We start from the raw sequence: 17,439 nt of genomic DNA on the forward strand, positions 1-17,439 counted from the left end.
ACTTCTGCAAGCAGCATGGCATCCGGCTCAGCGGCCCGGCTTTGGGAAGACCACCGAAGGACGGTCCGACTCGCGAACAGCAAAATCAGGACAAACGGGATGCCGGTGAACGAAATGCCATCGAAGGCAAATTCGGAGAAGGCAAGCGCAAGTACGGGCTTGGCCGTATTCGAGCGCGTCTCGCGCAGACCAGCCTGTCCGCCATCACGCTGCAACTGCTGGTGATGAACCTGGAGCGCAGGCTCCGCGTTCTTTTTTGCCTTATTTTCGCCTTCCTGTTCCGCCGTCGCCCTGCCCTGAATTTCTGCTAAACAATCGTTCAGCAAGCCCGAATTAAAGGATCAAGCGACGAAGAAGCTGAGTTCCTGCCAGGCAAGCTTCGAATCCATTATGAGCAGCACGCAATCCAAGCTGAAAGCCATCAATGTCAGCGACGATGTCATTCAATCGACGCTGCAGGGGTACCGCGATACTTACAATGCCGAACTGGACTACTATCGCAAACTGGCAGAGCAATATCTCGGATGATCCTAAACCTATGAGACAAGAAAGCTATTCCAATAGAGAGCATGGCTCTCTGGAGGGATAGCTTTTTCAATCTCTCCTAAATGAAAAATTTCATAGAATTTGAAGCCCCATGTAACTTTTTGACCGTTTTTGAGTCTATGTTAATAGGAACATCTGGGAGAGAACTCCCATCGACTCCGACAATACATAAACAATGGGAGAGCAATGATGACTCGAAAATTTCATACGTTGAACCGTTTCTGCCGGAAGTGTGTGGTGCCGATTATCGCGGGAAGCGTGGTGTTCGGCTCGTTCGCGGGGACGGGGTGGCCGCTTGCGCAGCCGCCGGTTGCCGCTGCGGCGACGGCGTCCGTGACGTACAAGCTGGTGAAGCAGGGGGAGACGATGGTCACCTCCGGCGCCAAGCAGGTGGACTATCAGTGGGTGCCGTCCGACAAGACGAAGACGACGGAGCTCGTGCATGTGCTGCAGATCGATCTGACGAACCCGTACGTGCAGCTTAACGCGATGAGCGGTAAGGGGGGCAGCGTGACGGCGCGCCAATCCGTCGGGGCGATGGCGAAGGAGACGGGCGCGGTGGCCGGCATTAACGGCGACGTGTTCAACACGTCTTCAAGCAGCGAAGGCGCTCCGCTCGGCGCGGAGATTCGTTCCGGCGAGCTGCTGACGAGCCCGTCCCAACTGACCGGCATGTACGCGTTCGGCGTCACGAAGGACAAGATGCCGTTGATCGACCGGTTTACGTTCAGCGGATCCGTCACGGCCGAGGACGGCGCAACGTTTAAGCTCGCGGGCGTGAACAAGAGCGCCTACAAGACCGAGCCCGACAATGCGTACAGCCATGTCGACGCGATGTATGTTTATACGGACAACTGGACCGCATCGCAGCGTCCGATGAACAGCGGCACGACGCCGACGGAGGCGCTTGTCGTGGACGGCGTCGTAACGGAAGTGTCCGACGGGAAGGAGATTACGACGCCGGTTCCGGAGAACGGTTATATTCTTCGCGGGCACAAGTCGGCCGCGGACTTTATTCGGACGCATTTGGCCGTGGGCCAGAAGGTGGAGACCAGCTATACGCTGACTTCGCTGACGAACGGGAAGACTTACGACCCGTCCTCGTTCCAGATGATGGTGAGCGGCCATACGATTCTCGTTGACGGAGGAGCGGCGACCGCGTTCTCGCGGGATGTCAGCGGGCTGAGCGGATCGGCCGACCGCGCCCGGACCGCCGTGGGCTATTCCAAGGACGGGAAGACGGTTTATCTGATCACGGTCGAAGAGAACGGCGGTCTGAAGGGTGTCACCCTGAAAGAGTTGCAGCAAATTATGATTCAGCTCGGCGTGTGGAAAGGCGTCAACATGGACGGCGGCGGTTCGACGACGATGGTGACGCGTCCGCTCGGGGATTTCAACGTCTCGCTTGCCCATCCGACGTCTTACGGGACGACGCAACGCTTGGTGGCGAACGGCATCGGCGTCTACACGACCGCGCCGCAAGGAACGATCAAGGGCATCGTGGCCAGCGGCTCCAAGACGCTTTTTATCGGCCAGCAGGCTGCCTACTCGCTCAAAGCTTACGATACGTACTACAATCCGATCGATCCGAGCGGGTTAACGCCGCAATGGAGCGTCAGCTCGGCGATCGGTTCGTTCAAGGACGGCGTGTTCACGGCTTCGAAGGCCGGGACGGCCAAGCTGACGGTCAAAGCGGGCAGCGCCAGCAATTCCGTCGATATCGAGGTGGTCGGAGGAGATCAGATCGATCAGCTCACGATCTCGCCGAGCACGACGCTGCTGGCGGAAGGCTCCACCATTTCCGTGCCCGTGAAAGCGCGGCTTAAAGACGGGAGGGAGCTGGCCGTTCCTGCGTCGTCCATCAAGTGGGAATTCAAAGGGTTTACCGCGAACGCCAGCGACGGCAAGATTACGGTCGCCAGCATCAACAAGAACGCGACGGTCGGCTACGCCATCGCCCGCTACGACGGCTTCTCGTCGATGATCGTGCTGGCGCCGGGCACCGAGAAGAAGCTGGAAGATTTCGAGAGCGTCGGTTACAACATCGGTTTCACCGGACTGCCGGCCGAGACGCAAGGCACGGCTTCGATCGTCTCCGGGCTGCCGGGCCGCGAGACGTCGAAGGTGCTCGACCTGGCTTACGACTTCACCAGCGGCACCGGCGACCGGTTCGCCTACGCCGTGCTCAACGGCGGCAACGGCATTGCGGTCGACGGCAATCCGAGCGCGCTGACGCTCGACGTGTCGGGCGACAACAGCGGCAACTGGCTGCGCGCCGAATTCAAGGACGCGAAGGGCAAGAGTGTCTACGTGACGCTCGCCGATCCGATCGATTGGTCGGGCTGGAAGACGCTGCGCGTCGATCTGTCCGCGGCCGGCTTGACGTATCCGGCGAAGCTGACGAAGCTGTACGTCGTCGATCTCGCTCAGGATCAGGACGAACGCGCGCTGCAAGGAGAGGTCGCCTTCGACAATCTGTCGCTGCAATATCCGCCGAAGACGGTTGCGCCCAACAAGACGAGCGTTGTCCTGCAGGTCGGCAGCAAATCGGCGAAAATAAGCGGCAAGGCGACGCAGATGGACACGGCCCCGTTCGTGCAGAACGGCACGACTTACCTGCCGCTTCGCTTCGTCTCCGACGCGCTGGGCGGCGATATCGTATGGGAGCCCACCGCCAAGCGGGTGACCGTGCTGCGGGGCGACAAAATGCTGGAGCTGTGGCCGGGAAGAGATGATATGATCGCCACGGGCGTCCGCGTCCCCGCCCCTGCGGCGCCGATCGTGCGCAACGGGCGTGTGCTCGTGCCGCTGCGGGTCGTATCCGAGCAACTGGGTCTGACGGTCGTCTGGGAGGCGAAGACCAAAACGATTACAATCTACTAATCTTTCCTTCAATAGTCCCGAGCCCGGATACATTGGGCGAACAAATATGTTATGATGGAAGCATGCCCCGGGCTCCATTTGAAGGCCTATAAGGCGGATAATGGAAGCCGGGCATGCGGTCGCGAGCACGGCCCTCGCTTGGGAGAAGGAGAAGCGTACGCGTGGATTATCGTGTGGATGAGATCGATCGCGTTATCCAGAATGCCGTTAAGGTCATGGAAGACAGCAAAATGCAAGTTTACGAGATTTGCGAAGCGGCGCGCCGGGAACTCCTGTCGCTGACCCGGGAACTGGACAAGGTCCTGCAGGAGACGAGCGAGACGATCGAGAAAGTGGATCAGCTCGAAAGGGACTACCGCTTGGCGCGAATTCGCCTCACCGAAGTCAGCCGCGACTTCGTTCGATATTCCGAGAAGGACATTAAGGCGGCCTATGAGAAAGCGACGAACTATCAGCTCGATCTGATGGTTTACCGGGAGAAGGAGAGCTACCTCAAGGCCCGCCGCGATGACCTTCAGAACCGCGCGCGGAATGTCGAGCGCTCGATCGAGCGGGCGGAGTCGATCGGTTCCCAGATGAATGTCGTACTCGATTATTTGTCGGGGGACTTGACTCAGGTGACCCGGATTCTCGAATCGACCAAAAACCGCCAGATGATCGGACTCAAGATCATCCTGGCGCAAGAGGACGAGCGGAAGAGGATCGCGCGGGAAATACACGACGGCCCGGCGCAATCGCTCGCGAACCTGGTGCTGCGGGCGGAAATTGCGGAGAGAATGCTGGGCACGCAGGAATTGGAGGTCGTTCGCAACGAATTAATTGATTTGAAGACGCAACTCCGGCTCGACCTCGGTGAAATCCGCAAAATTATTTTCAACCTCCGGCCTATGGCCTTGGACGACCTCGGTCTCGTTCCGACCCTTCGCAAATTTGTGCAGGATTTCGAAGAGCGGACTTCGATTCATGCCAGGTTCGAGGCGATCGGCAAGGAGAAGCGGATGACGTCGGCCCTGGAAGCGGCCATGTTCAGACTCGTTCAAGAAGCGTTTAACAACGTGCACAAGCATGCCGAAGCGACGTTTGTCTCTCTGGAGATCAGTTTTCTGGAAGAGACGATTCAGCTTGTCATCCGGGACAACGGGGTCGGCTTCCAAGTGGAGGCCGTGGAACAGCAGGCGAAGAAGCACGCCAAATTCGGGTTGATCGGCATGAGGGAACGAGTGGAGCTGCTGCAGGGGACGATCGGGTTCGAATCGGGCGTCGGACAAGGAACTGTGATTACCATACGGGTTCCTATTAACGCTGAGCTGCGAAAGGAGTTGGGGGATTATGGAGAACAAAACGCCTAACCGTAAGATCAAAGTGCTTCTGGCCGACGATCATCAGCTTTTTCGAGAAGGATTAAAACGTATTCTAAATATGGAGTCCGACCTGGAGGTCATCGGGGAATGCGGCGACGGCATTCAGGTGCTGGAGTTCTGCAACCGGATCAAGCCGGACGTCGTCCTGCTCGACATCAACATGCCGACGGAGAACGGCGTTGTGGCGACCGAGCGGCTTCGCGATATTTTCCCGGAGATCAAGGTCATCATCCTCTCCATTCACGACGATGAGAGCTACGTGTTCGAGACGCTGCGCAAGGGAGCTTCGGGCTATCTGTTGAAGGACATGGAGGCCGAAGCGCTCATCAACGCCATCCGGACGGTTGCGATCGGCCACGCCTACATTCATCCGAAGGTGACGGGCAAGCTGATCAACCAGCTGCGGCGGATGACGTATCTGGACGAGATCGGAGCGGCCTCCGGCGCCGCGGCGAGCCGCGAGACGGTCACGAAGCTGATCCCGAACGGCAACAATCCCCTTACGCGCCGGGAAGCGGAAGTGCTGCGCCTGATGGCCGAGGGCAAGAGCAACAAGACGATCGGAGAGCACCTGTTCATCAGCGAGAAGACGGTCAAAAATCACGTCAGCAGCATCCTGCAGAAGATGGAAGTGGACGATCGCACGCAAGCGGTCATCAATTCGATCAAGTACGGATGGGTTACGCTTTAAGGAAGTACATACTAGTAATGACAGTATTGCGGTTCCCGGTCGCCTTTGGAGGCGGGTTGGGGCCGCTTGTTTTTTGGGGGCGGGATATGCCTGTGGCGCAGACGGAAGAGGGCGGGATCGCGGAAAATAGGGAGATGCTCCAGGGGGCGGGCAGGACAGGCGGATACCGGAACGATCGCCTTGCCGGCGGCATATAGTGTCACAACAGCAGACGCATTCGTCGTTTGAACGCGAATCGTCGGGGGAGGTGGCCTTCGTGCTTGCCGAATTGTTGTGCGTGGCGGCCGTCTACGCTTGCGCCGTCCTGTACGCCCATTGGGTCGCCCGGCATCGGAACGAAGCGGCGCAGCGCCATTACGTGCTTGTGGCCAACAATCACCAGTCGCAGATCGAATGGTATATGCGGGCTTTGCAAATGTATTCCCGGAGAACCGGGACGGATATTCAAATAACGGTTCTGCTCCAGGATTCTTCGGACGAGACCGGACCGATCGTGCGGAAGCTGGCCCGTTCCGGCGCCGGCATCGAGTGGGAGGACGCCGTGAACGGCCGTGAAAGGTGGAGAGCGGACGTTTCGCGGCTCGTATGGGTGGAGCTGTCGAAGACGGAGGATTTGGAGCGGCTGCCGATTTGAAGCATGCCCGCATTTCGCGATGAATAGCATGCGGATAGGATCAAACGGGGAATTGATTTGCAGCATGCGCGCGGCTTATAATAAAAATAAGATGATCGGTCGGTGAAGCACACCTCGTATATCGTCGTTGGACGCTCTATGCGGTGCGGTGTGCTTTTTTGTTATTCAACGGGTACGGCGCGCTGCGGAAGCTTGGGTGAGAGGGGGAGAAGGATTGGACAAGCTGGATTTAATATTGAGCAAGCTCGATGGCATTGAGGTTCGCTTGGACGGGCTGGAGTCTCGCATGGACGGTTTGGCAAGCCATATGGACAGGCTGGAGAACCGTATGGACAGGCTGGAGAACCGTATGGACAGGCTGGAGAACCGTATGGACAGGCTGGAAGAGCAGCAGCAGGAGCTGCACGTGAAGGTGGGCAAGCTGGAGGAGCAACAGCGGGAACTGAACGTGAGGGTAGGCAGGCTCGAGGAGCAGCAGCGGGAGTTGCACGTGAAAGTGGGCAGGCTCGAGGAGCAGCAGCGGGAGTTGCACGTGAAAGTGGGCAGGCTCGAGGAGCAACAGCAGCAATTGCATGCAAAGGTGAGTTCGTTGGAGGAGGGCCGCAAAGAGCTGCATCTGATCGGCATTGCCATTCGGGACCGTCAGGAGGAGACGGATGCGAAGCTCGAAGCGCTCTCCATGGATGTTCACCGGCTTTACGGAGTGGCCAGCGCAACCGAGAAAGGATTGTCCCTGTTTCGGGACAAGACCGAGGCGCTTTTTCAATATTGGGACAAGCGCGACCGCATGAGAGATCACGATCTGGAGTTGGCGGTCGCCCGAATCGCGCAATTGGAGACGCAACAGCAATAATAGAAGCACAATCGGGTGAAGCACGCTCGCGTCGCTGGAAACGGCCGCTGAGCGTGCTTTTTTGTGTGCGGACGGAGATTTTTCCTTGAAGGGGGCGAAGAGGGAAGTGAAGGCGGTCGTTTATGCGGTGGAGACGAATAAGGGTTGGCAGGCGCTTTTCTCTATCGCTTGGGAAGCGGATGCCGCTTACTGGAGCGGGAAGGCGAGAAGCTTGTGGCGGCTACGGGAGGAACTGCCGCTGGGAATGGCGGAGGCGGTTTGCGCCACCCTGGCGTCGTCGCTACGGGAGGGGAGGCCGCAGGAGTGGACGAAGGAGATGGTCTTTCGGGAGCTGCTTCGAACCGTTGAGCGGGTTTGGGCAGCGGGCGACGAGAGGCGGGGATGGCGGCGCGAAAGTGTGGGCGATGGGCGAGAGCAACTGCGTAAAGGATGGAGCGCTAGGCTAAAGGCGTCGCGCGAAGGAGTGAGCGATGGTCGCAAGGTGCTTTGGGTTGTGGAGGCGGCGGCGCTTGGCGTTGGCGGAGCCGGGATGGGGGCCGCCGACGCGGAGGCGCTCGAGCGGTGGGCGCGGCTGGCGGGCGAGCGCCTGCAGGGCCGCTCGCTGCTGCGCGAGGAGGCCGCCGCCGTGCTGGCGGCCGACGAGCCGGAGCTGCAGCGCGCGCCCGCGATGCTTCGCGCGCTGCAGCTAGCGGCTTTGCGCGGCGCCGTGCGCCTGGCGGCCGCGCTGGAGCCGGCGGCGGCCGCCCCGCATGCGCGTGGGGCGCGGCGCCGCCAGGGGTTGCGCTGCCGGCGCTGCGGCAGCGGCGAAGCGCGTATGCGCCGCACGGCGTGCGCCTCGTGCGGGCGAAGCGGCTGCGCCGTGTGCGAGGCGTGCGCCACGCTCGGCCGCAGCCGCGAGTGCGGGCTGCTCGTGCTCGGCGCATCGCCTCGCGAGCAGCCGAAGGCGCAGGCCCCCCGCGTGTCCCTGGACCGCTGGGGGTTGAGCCCGGCGCAGCGGGACGCTTCGGCTGCCGCCGTGCGCTTCCTGCGCGGGGAAGCGGGCGGTCCGGCTGCGCGTCTCCCCATCCTGGCTCGAGCGGCGCGGCTGTTCGGGAACCTTCCGTACCGCGCGCCCCTTGCCCGCTTTTTCTCGCAACGGCCCGCCTTTGACCGAAGCTTTCTGCTCTGGGCAGTGACCGGTGCGGGCAAGACGGAGATGATTTTCCCCTTGTTGGATACCGTTCTGAGCGGCGGCGGACGAGCGCTGGTGACGACGCCCCGGAAGGATGTCGTGCTGGAGCTGGCACCTCGGCTGGCGAAGGCTTTCCCCGGGTACTCCCGAGCCGTCTTGTACGGAGGAAGCGAGGATCGCTGGGAGAACGCCGCCTTGACGCTGGCGACGACGCATCAGCTTCTGCGCTTCCAGGAGGCGTTCGATCTCGTGCTGATCGACGAGCTGGACGCTTTTCCCTATCATAACGATCCCATGCTTCATTATGCCGCCGCCAAGTCCCGCAACCGCCAAGGGACAACCGTTCTGCTAAGCGCCACGCCTCCCGCGTCCATGCAGCGGGCGGCCAGACGGGGCGCGCTGCCCTGCGCGAAGGTTCCCGTCCGCTATCATCGCCATCCGCTTCCCGTGCCCCGGCGAATCCAAGTTGCGCCGCTTCATCGCTGGATCGGCAAGGGCAAGCTTCCGCAGGCGCTAAGCCGTCAGCTAAGCCTGTCTGTCGAGAGGGGAGCGCAGCTGTTCGTCTTCGTACCGTACATCAAACACGTTCGGCCGATGGTGGAGTTGTTAAGAGGATACGCGAACCGGTTTCGGATTCCGCCGCAAGCGATTGACGGCACTTCGTCCGTCGATCCGGAACGGGCGGATAAAGTCGTCGCGTTCCGCAAAGCCGCCATCCGCATTCTGGTGACAACGACGATACTGGAGCGGGGGGTCACCATTCCGCGGAGCGACGTGTTCATACTCGACGCCCAGCAGCCGTTGTTCGACGAGGCCGCACTCGTGCAGATGGCAGGCAGAGCCGGGCGTTCCGCGGACGATCCCGCCGGCGGCGTTTACTTCTGTTCGTCGCATCTGACAAGGTCCCAGCAAGGAGCAGGCGCGCAAATTCGCGGCATGAACCGAATCGCCCGCCGGCGTGGCTACCTTGTCCGGAAGGAGGATGCCTGACGATGGGATGGCTTGATGTTTTGCACGGGCTGTTCGCGGCAAGCGCCGAATGCTGCCCGGTCTGCGGCAAAGACAAACGCCGGCCATCGGACGCCTTCTTTCCCGTTCGTCATGCCGCTCCCAGACAAGCGCTGCAAGCGTTGTGCGCAGATTGCTTGGGACGCATCCCCTGGATCGTCTCGACGGCTTGTCCGATTTGCGGCAGACCGGAGCGCTGCGGCGACTGCCTTCGGAGACGGAACCGGCATTTCGCGCGCTGCCGCGGCGCCGTCCGGTACGACGAGGCGATGAAGGAGTGGCTGGCGTTGTATAAGTACCGGGGGCTCGAGAAGCTGGAGCCGGTCATGGCTTCGATGCTGGCCGCGGCGGTGGAGCCGCTGCTTCGAACGGCCGGCGGCTTCGATTGGGTGACGGCGGTGCCCCTTGCGGAAGGAAGGCTCGAAGAGCGCGGGTTTAATCAGGCCGAAAGGCTGGCTCTTCGAATCGCAAAATGGTATCGGCTGCCGTACCGTTCCTTGCTAAGGCGCGTACGGAACACGGAGAAGCAGAGCCGCAAAGGCCGCCGCGACCGGCTGGAGGATATGAAGGGCAATTTTGCCGTCTCCTCCGAACAGGGGCCGCCGGGAGGTTCTCCTCCTTTTCCCTCGCGGTCGGATCGCTCCGCTCCTACGGCCATCCTGCTCGTGGACGATATCTATACCACAACATAGTCAGTTTCAATAACAAAGCTCGGCAATTAAACCGTTTCTATATCTCCGATGAAGTCGAAATTCCGTTTTTGGTAGAGCTTTGTCCGTCCACTCAATCTGAACCCGATCATTATAACAGATCAATGCTTTCACAAGCAGGTGAATTCCCTCTGCCTTTTCTCCGTGAGTGAGTTGCTTCCAGTTCGAAATTAAGTCATTCATCAATTCATTAGCAAATTGGGGGTTTTCATTTTGTTCCTCGTGTTCGGTTTCTGCCGCGGCAATCTCCCGTTGCAATTCCTTTCGTTCCGCCTCAAGTTTCAGCAACTTAGGTTTGATCAGATGAGCGATATCGCTGTCAGCCATTTGATCGACCAGACGCCGGATTCTTTCTTCCACCTGAGAAAGTTGCTTTTGGGTTTGTAGGAGCCGTTTTTCCTTCTGTCGATCCTTAATTGACTCCTCAATATTTTGTTGCACCTGATGCCAGAATTCAGTATCTGACAACAGATCGTTAATTTTACGAACGACCTTTTCCTCCAGTTCTTCTTGCCGGACAGAAATTCCTTTGCATCCCTCAAACCGATTCACATCATGACAACGGTAATAAGAATATGGCTTTTGATTGACAAAAAAATGAAGTTTTCGTCCGCAATTACCGCAAAAACAGAGATTCTTAAAGAGTTGATTATCGTTCCGATCACCCGGAATCCGGTTTTTCGCTTTTTTGATTTCTTGAACCCGCAACCAATCATCAAAAGTAATGATTGCTTCGTGTTCGCCATCCACCATGATCCAATCTTCAATTTTGAGTCTGCGAAACATTCCCTTATGATCTTTGTTTTTGGTTTTTCCCCAGGCGAGTTTGCCGGCATAGATAGGATTCATGAGGATCAGTTCCACCTGGGAGAAAGAAATCCCTGTTTCTCTGGCGATCTGACGCATGCTTTTTTGGCTAGTCAAATAGAGTTCGTAAACTTTTTTGACCTTCTCCGCCTCTTCAGGAACAATCTGCGGCTTCTTATTGACCAATTTGTATCCATATGGCGCATGCCCGCCGTTCCATTTCCCCTCCATTGCCCGATGCGTCTTGCTATCAAGGATGCGCTCCGTAATAAGTTCACGCTCGAAATTGGCAAAATCCACTAGGATATTTCGAAGCAGCCGCCCAGTTGGGGACGAGGTATCAAGATGCTGCGTGACTGAAACCAAAGCGACCTTATGCTGATCCAAAAAATTGGTCAGTTGGTGAAAGTCGGAGACAGAGCGGGAAAGTCGGTCGAGTTTGTACACCAGAATAACGTCGAATTTTCCTTTTTTTGCATCTTTCAACATACGTTGGAGTTCTGGCCGGTTCGTATCCTTGGCTGAGATCCCGGCATCTTCATAGACTTCAACTACCTCCCAACCTTGGGCCTTGGCGTAGGCTTCCAAGCGTTCTTGCTGTACGTCAAGGCTCGTCCCATCGACGGAATTTTTGAGGACAGAAACGCGTTTGTAGATTACAGCTTTCATTCAACGTTCACCTATTAATTATATGTGTTCTTTCAAATATTGGTTTCCTTCTCCAGCAGAAAGCCATTTCATCACTTTCCCTAAAATTTTGATCTTTTCAGGTTGATATTCTATCGGCGCATACTGAGGATTTTCGGAGAGCAGTTGGAATTTATTGTTCCTGTATTGGATACGTTTTATGGTGACTTCATCCTCCAGGTTTCCTAGCACTTTAATTAAGGCGATTTCGTTATTGCTGATTGTTTCCTGCTGACGAACAAATACAAATCCGTTATCCGGGATAAGCGGTTCCATGCTATCCCCTTTTACCCTCAGCGCAAAGTCACCCCAATTCTCAGGCACCCTGAAGTTGCCCTCGTAGTATCCTATTACAGTCATTGGTGTGCCCGCGGCGGAAGCTCCTACAAGCGGAATTTCGTAGATGTACTCTCTTCCTTTTGTGACATAATCCAAATTCGTTTCCGCAACCAAACTAAACCTCTTCGCTTCCGTGATCTCTCTGGCGGCAGAAATTTCATTCGTGAAAGATAAGCGGACTTTTAAATATTCGTTAAGCGCCTTTCGCTCCTCGGGCGGAAGTTTCTTTGCGGTTTCTATGAGCTGGAGCAGATCAGGAGGAAGTTTGGTTTCATAATCTGTCGTTTGCTCTGCTACTCTTGGCCTTTGCTCGGCTTTATTGGCTGCGGAGATGGGAGATGGATCATCACTACGACCAAGGAGCCAGTCAGTAGATTTGCCTAAGACGTCAGCTAAATCAGAAAGCATTTCTTGTGACGGTGTGCTATACCCAGTCTCATAATTGGAAATGGTCGTCTTTTTAGTTTTAACCCGAGAAGCCAGTTCTGATTGAGTTAATCTGGCCTCTTTTCTTGCTTGTCTAAGGCGTTCGGGAAACATAACGATGCTCCTCAATAAACATTAGTGTAGTTCAAATTTATTGTACGTCATTCCTTAAACAAATGGAATAAAGTTCAAGAAAATCAAACAAAAGAGTTGACATCCAAATTGTTTGGACTTATACTGAAAACATAAGACCAAGATTTTTGGATTTTGGACGGGGGTATTGAAGTGAAAAATGAAGCATTGATTTCAGCGAGAAAGGCAAAAGGGCTAACTCAAGAACAACTGGCAGAACTGCTTAACTGTAAAAAATCATCGGTGAGCAACTGGGAGAATGGTTACTCCACCCCCAAGTTGGCCGATGCTTTCAGGGTGGCTGAAATACTCGAACAAGATGTTAACCATCTTTTTTTGGTAAATAAAGTCCAAGATTCTCAAACGAAAGCGTCATCAGCATAGGAGAGGAAGGTGGAAAGATTGGATATCAAGGGCAAGATCAGATTAGTCAACCCTGAGTTGTATCAACGTGTAGCGATTTGGGCAGCAAAGTGGAAAACCAGGCTTTCTGCAGAGAAACCAAACGAACGAAAACCTGCATGATAAATAAGTTCTGATAACCTGACGAGTTACATCGACTTCTTAGATCTACGCCAAATACCGATATTTGCGAACTTCACCGCGAAAACGGATAGTAACTCCTATTATACCAAAACACACTTAGCCTGGAAGAAAAAAATGTGTTCGCTGTACAGCTTTCCGTTCCTTCTCCCAGTTCAGGAAAAAGTAGAACAAGTCATGGATTTGGAGATTGGACGGAACAAACCAGAAGGAGGGGAGCAAAAGTGGGGGCGGCATTTGCGGTACAGGTGATGACAGGCCGAGAAAGTGCGGTCAAAAAGCTTTTGGAATGGGCTTTTGATCGGAACGAACAAGCCCAGAAGTGGGTAAAATCCGTTCATGCTTTTACGCAAGGGACCACCAAGCTGCTGAATGGTAAACTTGGCAAACGAGTAGAGCGTCCGGTTGTTCCAGGTTACATATTCGTTGAAATGAACTACCATGCGGACGACGAAAACTATACCGCTTACCTGTCAGCTGAGATTTGGCACCTGATCCGCCGGGTCCCCGGTGTTCTGAAACTGTTTGCGGACGCCGGACAAATCATCGGGTCGGAAACGTTCCGGCAACTGTTTGAACGCCTCGAAACCCAGGATCAGGTGGAAATCACGGTGCCGGATCAAGAAGCGGAAAAAGCCGCGGCGTGCGTCGCATACAATGACGCCGAAACTCCCGAAGCAAAGAAAGAAGCCGAACAAGAACTGAAGCAAATTGAATCGCTTGAAAGCCGCATAAAACGTATTGCCGAACGCATGAGGGCGTTTGTCAGAAACGGTCGCAAAGTCATTCGTGTTCCATACCTGGGGTTCCTTAAAGCCATGAACCACCTTGAACAACCGATCCTCCGCAATCCCGATATTTTCATGCCACGTTTATTCGGCGCCCTGTCGGAGGTCATGTTGAATTGACGGAGTACACCGGAAAGGTTGTCCACTTTCTTCACCGCAATGGAGACTTCGCCATCGCCTTAATGGAAACCGAAAAAGGCGAAAGAATTAAAATTCTTGGTTCCCTTTACGGCGTGGACAAAGGAGAAGTTGTCACAGTGCGGGGAGAGTGGCGGACGCATCCAAAGCACGGCAAGCAGTTTGCTGTGGACAGGTGGGAGCGTCCGATGCCAAAGACGAGAGATCAGGTCGTTGCTTACCTTTCCTCCAAATATGTCAAAGGCTGCGGGAAGAAACGGGCGAAACTGATTGTCCGGCACCTTGGGGATCGGGCGCTGGAGAAGATCATGAACGAAGGCGCGTCGTGCCTCATCGGTATTAAGGGGATCGGTACGAAGCGCGCTGAGCAAATTGCAGTAAGCATCAAAAGCAGTTTTGAATTGCAAAAAGTCATGATGGCTCTATTGCCTTATGGCTTATCGCCCAGTATGGTCGCAAAGGTGTACAAGCATTACGGCAGTCAGTCCGTGGAAGTCGTGCAAAGGAATCCTTACAAGCTCACGGAACTGGATCTGGTTGGCTTTATCACAGCGGATGAGATCGCGGCTAAGGTGGGCATTAACCCGTCGTCTCCATACCGGATCGATGCGGCGATTCAGTATGTGCTGACGGAAACATGTTACAACGGCGGACATTGCTACGTGCCGGTTGATGAATTGATCTGTAACGTGACGTCGGTCCTGGGCCGGAAAAGTGTTGTTCCTGAGGATACGGTGCGTCATGGGCTGGAGGAACTGGCCGCCCATGATCGGGTTGTGTGGGAAGGCGACGCTGTTTATCCGAAGCATGTGAATATATACGAAGTCAAACTGGCGCAGAAGCTGGCATACATGGCAGGCCGGAGTGGCGAAGCCGTGTCTTCCGCAGTGATCGAAAACGAGATCCGCCGGTACCAGGCGGAGCATCGTATGATTTTGGCCGAGGGTCAGCGGGATGCGATCCGGGAAATGTTCAGGCGGCAAATCATGATTCTGACCGGCGGTCCCGGGACCGGGAAGACCACAACCGTACGAGCCATGATCGAGCTGTACCGGCGGCAGCATCCGAAAGCCCATATCGGCTTGGCTGCGCCGACGGGACGGGCGAGCCGGCGGCTGTCCGAAGTGACCGGGCTTTCGGCAGAGACAATCCATATGCTACTCGGGTTCCGGCCGGGGCAAGAGCCGGAATATGGTGAGCATTTGCCGTTGCCGTACGACCTGCTCATCGTGGACGAATGGTCGATGACGGACATTCAGCTTGCGTATTATCTGTTCCGTGCAATCAGCCTGCGGACAAAGGTCGTTCTGGTCGGGGATGCCGACCAGCTGCCGTCTGTCGGGCCTGGAAACGTCCTGCGCGATATGATTGACGCCGGTATTCCGCATGTCCGCCTGACGGAAATTTTCCGACAGGCGCAGGAAAGCCAGATCGTCACCAATGCACATCGGATCAACCAAGGCAAGCCAATTGTCGCCGATCCTGAAAAGGATGACTTTTTCTTCATCGAGCAGGAGGAACCACAGAGGATCGCGCAGTTGATCGAGCGGAGCATTCTCCGGCTTCTGGATAAAGGGTACGGTTTGCAGGACATTCTCGTGCTCAGCCCCATGAAAAAGGGGCCGATCGGCACGCATGAACTGAACAAACGGTTGCAGACAATCGTCAATCCACCGTCCGCCAAGAAAGCCGAATGGACAATCGGCGAAAGGACGTACCGGCAGGGCGATAAGATCATCCAGGTCAAGAACGACTACGAAAAAGGCATCATGAACGGCGATTTAGGGACGATCCTTGAAGTTGGTTTCGCGCGGGACGAAGACGGCGAAACGGACGAACGGATTCTCGTTTGCGAATTTGGCGGCCAGCGGATCGTGTATACACAGGATGATCTGAAAAACGTGCAGCTGGCGTACGCGGTCACCGTCCATAAGTCTCAGGGAAGCCAGGCCCCCGCCGTCATTATGCCAGTCTCGACCAGCCATTATGTAATGCTGGCGAGGAACCTGGTCTACACTGGCATGACACGTGCGGAACGGCTGTGCGTGATGATTGGCACAAAGAAGGCGCTGGCAATCGCGATACAAAACAACCAGGTTGCGCGGCGCAATACGCGGCTTAAGGAACGGATTGTGGCACTTATGAAGGCAGGTGATGATGCACATGACCGTCATCGCTATGCCGACGGATGAAGAACCGCAAGTCACAAATATAGCCATCGAAAACATTCGATACATCACTGAAAATAGGGTTCTCACGTCGGCCGAGGCAAGTTTCCTGACGGAACTCACGATTCTGGCTGAACCCGGAAACCGGCTGAAAACAACGTCAGTCCGGGAGATTGCGAAGAAGCTGAAAAGGTCGGAGAGAAGAACTCGCGACCTCCTGCGTTCTCTTTTGCGGAAATCGATTTTGTTTGAAGGGGGAAACCAGAAAGGGATCTTCATCCACCCCGAAATCATGGTGGTGGGCGATCCCGAAAACGTGCCATTGTGGTTGGTTGAGGAAGTCATGAAGCTGCGCCAGCGAAAAGAAGGACCCGCGTGGCCTTTGGTGCTCATGCCGGGCAGACGGCGGGGGGTGTGGCGATGGAGAGGTTGACAACCCTCCGCCGCCGACTACGGGAGGCGGAAGTTCGCGCCAGAAATCAAGATTATTCGTGGGCCGACGGTTTATTGGAAGAGGCCGAGCGGGCCGAACGCCGGGCGAACGAGCGGAGTTTCATGCTGATTCGCAGGCGTCAAAAAAATAACGCCTGGTTCTCGCAAGTCATCAGCGAGAACTTCTTTTGTTTAACCCGGCACGAATACATGACGGGCGCAGAGAAGGCGCTGCTGATTGATCTTTTGTCGCTGCTGGAACTTGGAACAAACGCCATCGTCCATCCGGATCAAAACCGTTTTTGTACCGTTACTGAGATAGCGGAATTACTTAAACGAAAACTCCGTAATACACGTGAATTGATCAACAAACTGATTGAAAAAGGGATCATATACGAGTTTGTTGATCCATCTCAGATCAAAGAATATGGTCGCGTCATTACGGAGCGGCCGCTGTATGTCAACCCGGAAATCGCTTATGCCGGTGACCGGAATAAAGTCAATGCCGTGATGGCAAGGCAAGTGATTCAGTACGATCACATCAAACGTAACAAGATCAATTTGCCGTGGAAACTGGAGTACGAACCAAACGCGGAATATGCGAGACTCATACATCAGAAGAAGAGACGGAAATAAAAAAGTCCATATCCTCAAAGGGGGACGTGTCGAAAAGGGGTAGGCAATTTTTTGCCTACATATAGGCGAATTTTTGCCTACCCCCTGTCGCCGACTTCCTGCTTCCTGCAAGGGGTTTCGGAATTTGCTGGCGGCGTCCTATTCTCACTCTATATAGGGCTTGCTGAACGCCCCGAAAAGCTGTAAAAAATCGCATAATAACAAGGAATTCGGGATTTGTATGTCGAAATCATATGCAAAGGAATCTTCGGAAAACAGCCCAAAATCCTTGCAGATGGAGCGACGAAAATGTTCAAGCCGACCGCACACCTCGACAATCAATTGATCCTGCCTGGCGATTTCTTTCTTCCCTTCGGCGGAAAACTGGATGAAGAGAATCGCTGGGTTCAGTTGGCACAGTTGGTGCCGTGGGCGGCGGCTGAACAGAAATACGGTCGTTTCTTCAAAGACACCTTCCGCGGTCAGCAAACGATCAGCCTGCGCATG

At 55.5% G+C, this 17,439-nt stretch carries 16 protein-coding genes and 1 pseudogene; 15 read left to right on the top strand and 2 right to left on the bottom strand.

What is annotated here, in order from left to right; genetic code table 11:
- From G485_RS26735 to G485_RS26750, 9 genes are all read left to right on the top strand, one after another.
- Positions 1-311, top strand: a 311-nt coding sequence (locus G485_RS26735) for a transposase (protein ID WP_156922379.1), incomplete at its 5' end; no start/stop codon positions are given.
- Positions 312-390: 79 nt separating this feature from the next.
- Complete coding sequence (locus G485_RS29985; RefSeq protein WP_156922381.1) at positions 391-528, top strand: hypothetical protein; 138 nt, start codon at positions 391-393, stop codon at positions 526-528.
- A 207-nt stretch (positions 529-735) separates the two neighbouring features.
- Positions 736-3,429 carry a stalk domain-containing protein gene (locus G485_RS0115275; RefSeq protein WP_051318319.1) on the top strand — a complete coding sequence of 898 codons (2,694 nt, stop codon included), beginning with the start codon at positions 736-738 and terminating at the stop codon, positions 3,427-3,429.
- Positions 3,430-3,590: 161 nt separating this feature from the next.
- Positions 3,591-4,778 carry a sensor histidine kinase gene (locus G485_RS0115280; RefSeq protein ID WP_027093272.1) on the top strand — a complete coding sequence of 396 codons (1,188 nt, stop codon included), beginning with the start codon at positions 3,591-3,593 and terminating at the stop codon, positions 4,776-4,778.
- Positions 4,759-5,481 (top strand): response regulator, encoded by a 723-nt coding sequence (locus tag G485_RS0115285; protein WP_027093273.1) that lies wholly within the window; start codon positions 4,759-4,761, stop codon positions 5,479-5,481. The genes G485_RS0115280 and G485_RS0115285 overlap by 20 nt, the downstream gene beginning before the upstream one ends.
- A gap of 256 nt (positions 5,482-5,737) precedes the next feature.
- Positions 5,738-6,115 carry a hypothetical protein gene (locus G485_RS26740; RefSeq protein WP_051318320.1) on the top strand — a complete coding sequence of 126 codons (378 nt, stop codon included), beginning with the start codon at positions 5,738-5,740 and terminating at the stop codon, positions 6,113-6,115.
- 214 nt (positions 6,116-6,329) lie between these two features.
- Complete coding sequence (locus tag G485_RS28500; RefSeq protein WP_051318321.1) at positions 6,330-6,968, top strand: coiled-coil domain-containing protein; 639 nt, start codon at positions 6,330-6,332, stop codon at positions 6,966-6,968.
- A gap of 85 nt (positions 6,969-7,053) precedes the next feature.
- Entirely contained in the window at positions 7,054-9,129 is a 2,076-nt protein-coding gene (locus G485_RS0115305; RefSeq protein ID WP_240489167.1) for a helicase-related protein, read from the top strand.
- 2 nt (positions 9,130-9,131) lie between these two features.
- Positions 9,132-9,839 carry a ComF family protein gene (locus tag G485_RS26750; protein WP_051318323.1) on the top strand — a complete coding sequence of 236 codons (708 nt, stop codon included), beginning with the start codon at positions 9,132-9,134 and terminating at the stop codon, positions 9,837-9,839.
- Positions 9,840-9,845: 6 nt separating this feature from the next.
- Here the strand turns inward: G485_RS26750 and G485_RS28505 are convergent, their stop codons facing one another.
- Positions 9,846-11,333 carry a recombinase family protein gene (locus G485_RS28505; protein ID WP_027093276.1) on the bottom strand — a complete coding sequence of 496 codons (1,488 nt, stop codon included), beginning with the start codon at positions 11,331-11,333 and terminating at the stop codon, positions 9,846-9,848.
- A gap of 18 nt (positions 11,334-11,351) precedes the next feature.
- Entirely contained in the window at positions 11,352-12,230 is an 879-nt protein-coding gene (locus G485_RS31540) for a S24 family peptidase (RefSeq protein ID WP_051318324.1), read from the bottom strand.
- Positions 12,231-12,401: 171 nt separating this feature from the next.
- On the opposite strand from G485_RS31540, the gene G485_RS29235 reads away from it, so the two are divergent.
- The 6 genes and pseudogenes from G485_RS29235 to G485_RS0115345 all read left to right on the top strand — a co-directional run.
- Positions 12,402-12,632 (top strand): helix-turn-helix transcriptional regulator, encoded by a 231-nt coding sequence (locus G485_RS29235; RefSeq protein WP_084423336.1) that lies wholly within the window; start codon positions 12,402-12,404, stop codon positions 12,630-12,632.
- A 383-nt stretch (positions 12,633-13,015) separates the two neighbouring features.
- The gene (locus G485_RS0115325; RefSeq protein ID WP_027093277.1) at positions 13,016-13,699 is read left to right on the top strand and encodes a transcription termination/antitermination NusG family protein; all 684 of its coding nucleotides are present in this window, start codon (positions 13,016-13,018) and stop codon (positions 13,697-13,699) included.
- Positions 13,696-15,909: an SF1B family DNA helicase RecD2 gene (gene recD2, locus G485_RS26770; protein WP_051318325.1), complete on the top strand. Its 2,214-nt coding sequence runs from the start codon at positions 13,696-13,698 to the stop codon at positions 15,907-15,909. The genes G485_RS0115325 and recD2 overlap by 4 nt, the downstream gene beginning before the upstream one ends.
- Entirely contained in the window at positions 15,881-16,318 is a 438-nt protein-coding gene (locus G485_RS0115335) for a hypothetical protein (protein WP_156922383.1), read from the top strand. The genes recD2 and G485_RS0115335 overlap by 29 nt, the downstream gene beginning before the upstream one ends.
- The gene (locus G485_RS0115340) at positions 16,306-16,953 is read left to right on the top strand and encodes a hypothetical protein (protein WP_027093279.1); all 648 of its coding nucleotides are present in this window, start codon (positions 16,306-16,308) and stop codon (positions 16,951-16,953) included. The genes G485_RS0115335 and G485_RS0115340 overlap by 13 nt, the downstream gene beginning before the upstream one ends.
- A gap of 288 nt (positions 16,954-17,241) precedes the next feature.
- Positions 17,242-17,439: pseudogene (locus G485_RS0115345) on the top strand (IS5/IS1182 family transposase); the annotation flags it as partial.

The organism is Cohnella thermotolerans DSM 17683 (genome assembly GCF_000429825.1).
Lineage (GTDB): Bacteria > Bacillota > Bacilli > Paenibacillales > Paenibacillaceae > Cohnella > Cohnella thermotolerans.

Coding starts and splice junctions, on each gene's coding strand:
- G485_RS29985 (WP_156922381.1), top strand. CDS start 391: ATGAGCAGCACGCAATCCAAGCTGAAAGCCATCAATGTCAGCGACGAT.
- G485_RS0115340 (WP_027093279.1), top strand. CDS start 16,306: ATGGAGAGGTTGACAACCCTCCGCCGCCGACTACGGGAGGCGGAAGTT.
- G485_RS0115335 (WP_156922383.1), top strand. CDS start 15,881: ATGACCGTCATCGCTATGCCGACGGATGAAGAACCGCAAGTCACAAAT.
- G485_RS0115275 (WP_051318319.1), top strand. CDS start 736: ATGACTCGAAAATTTCATACGTTGAACCGTTTCTGCCGGAAGTGTGTG.
- G485_RS26750 (WP_051318323.1), top strand. CDS start 9,132: ATGGGATGGCTTGATGTTTTGCACGGGCTGTTCGCGGCAAGCGCCGAA.
- G485_RS0115285 (WP_027093273.1), top strand. CDS start 4,759: ATGGAGAACAAAACGCCTAACCGTAAGATCAAAGTGCTTCTGGCCGAC.
- G485_RS31540 (WP_051318324.1), bottom strand. CDS start 12,230: ATGTTTCCCGAACGCCTTAGACAAGCAAGAAAAGAGGCCAGATTAACT.
- G485_RS28505 (WP_027093276.1), bottom strand. CDS start 11,333: ATGAAAGCTGTAATCTACAAACGCGTTTCTGTCCTCAAAAATTCCGTC.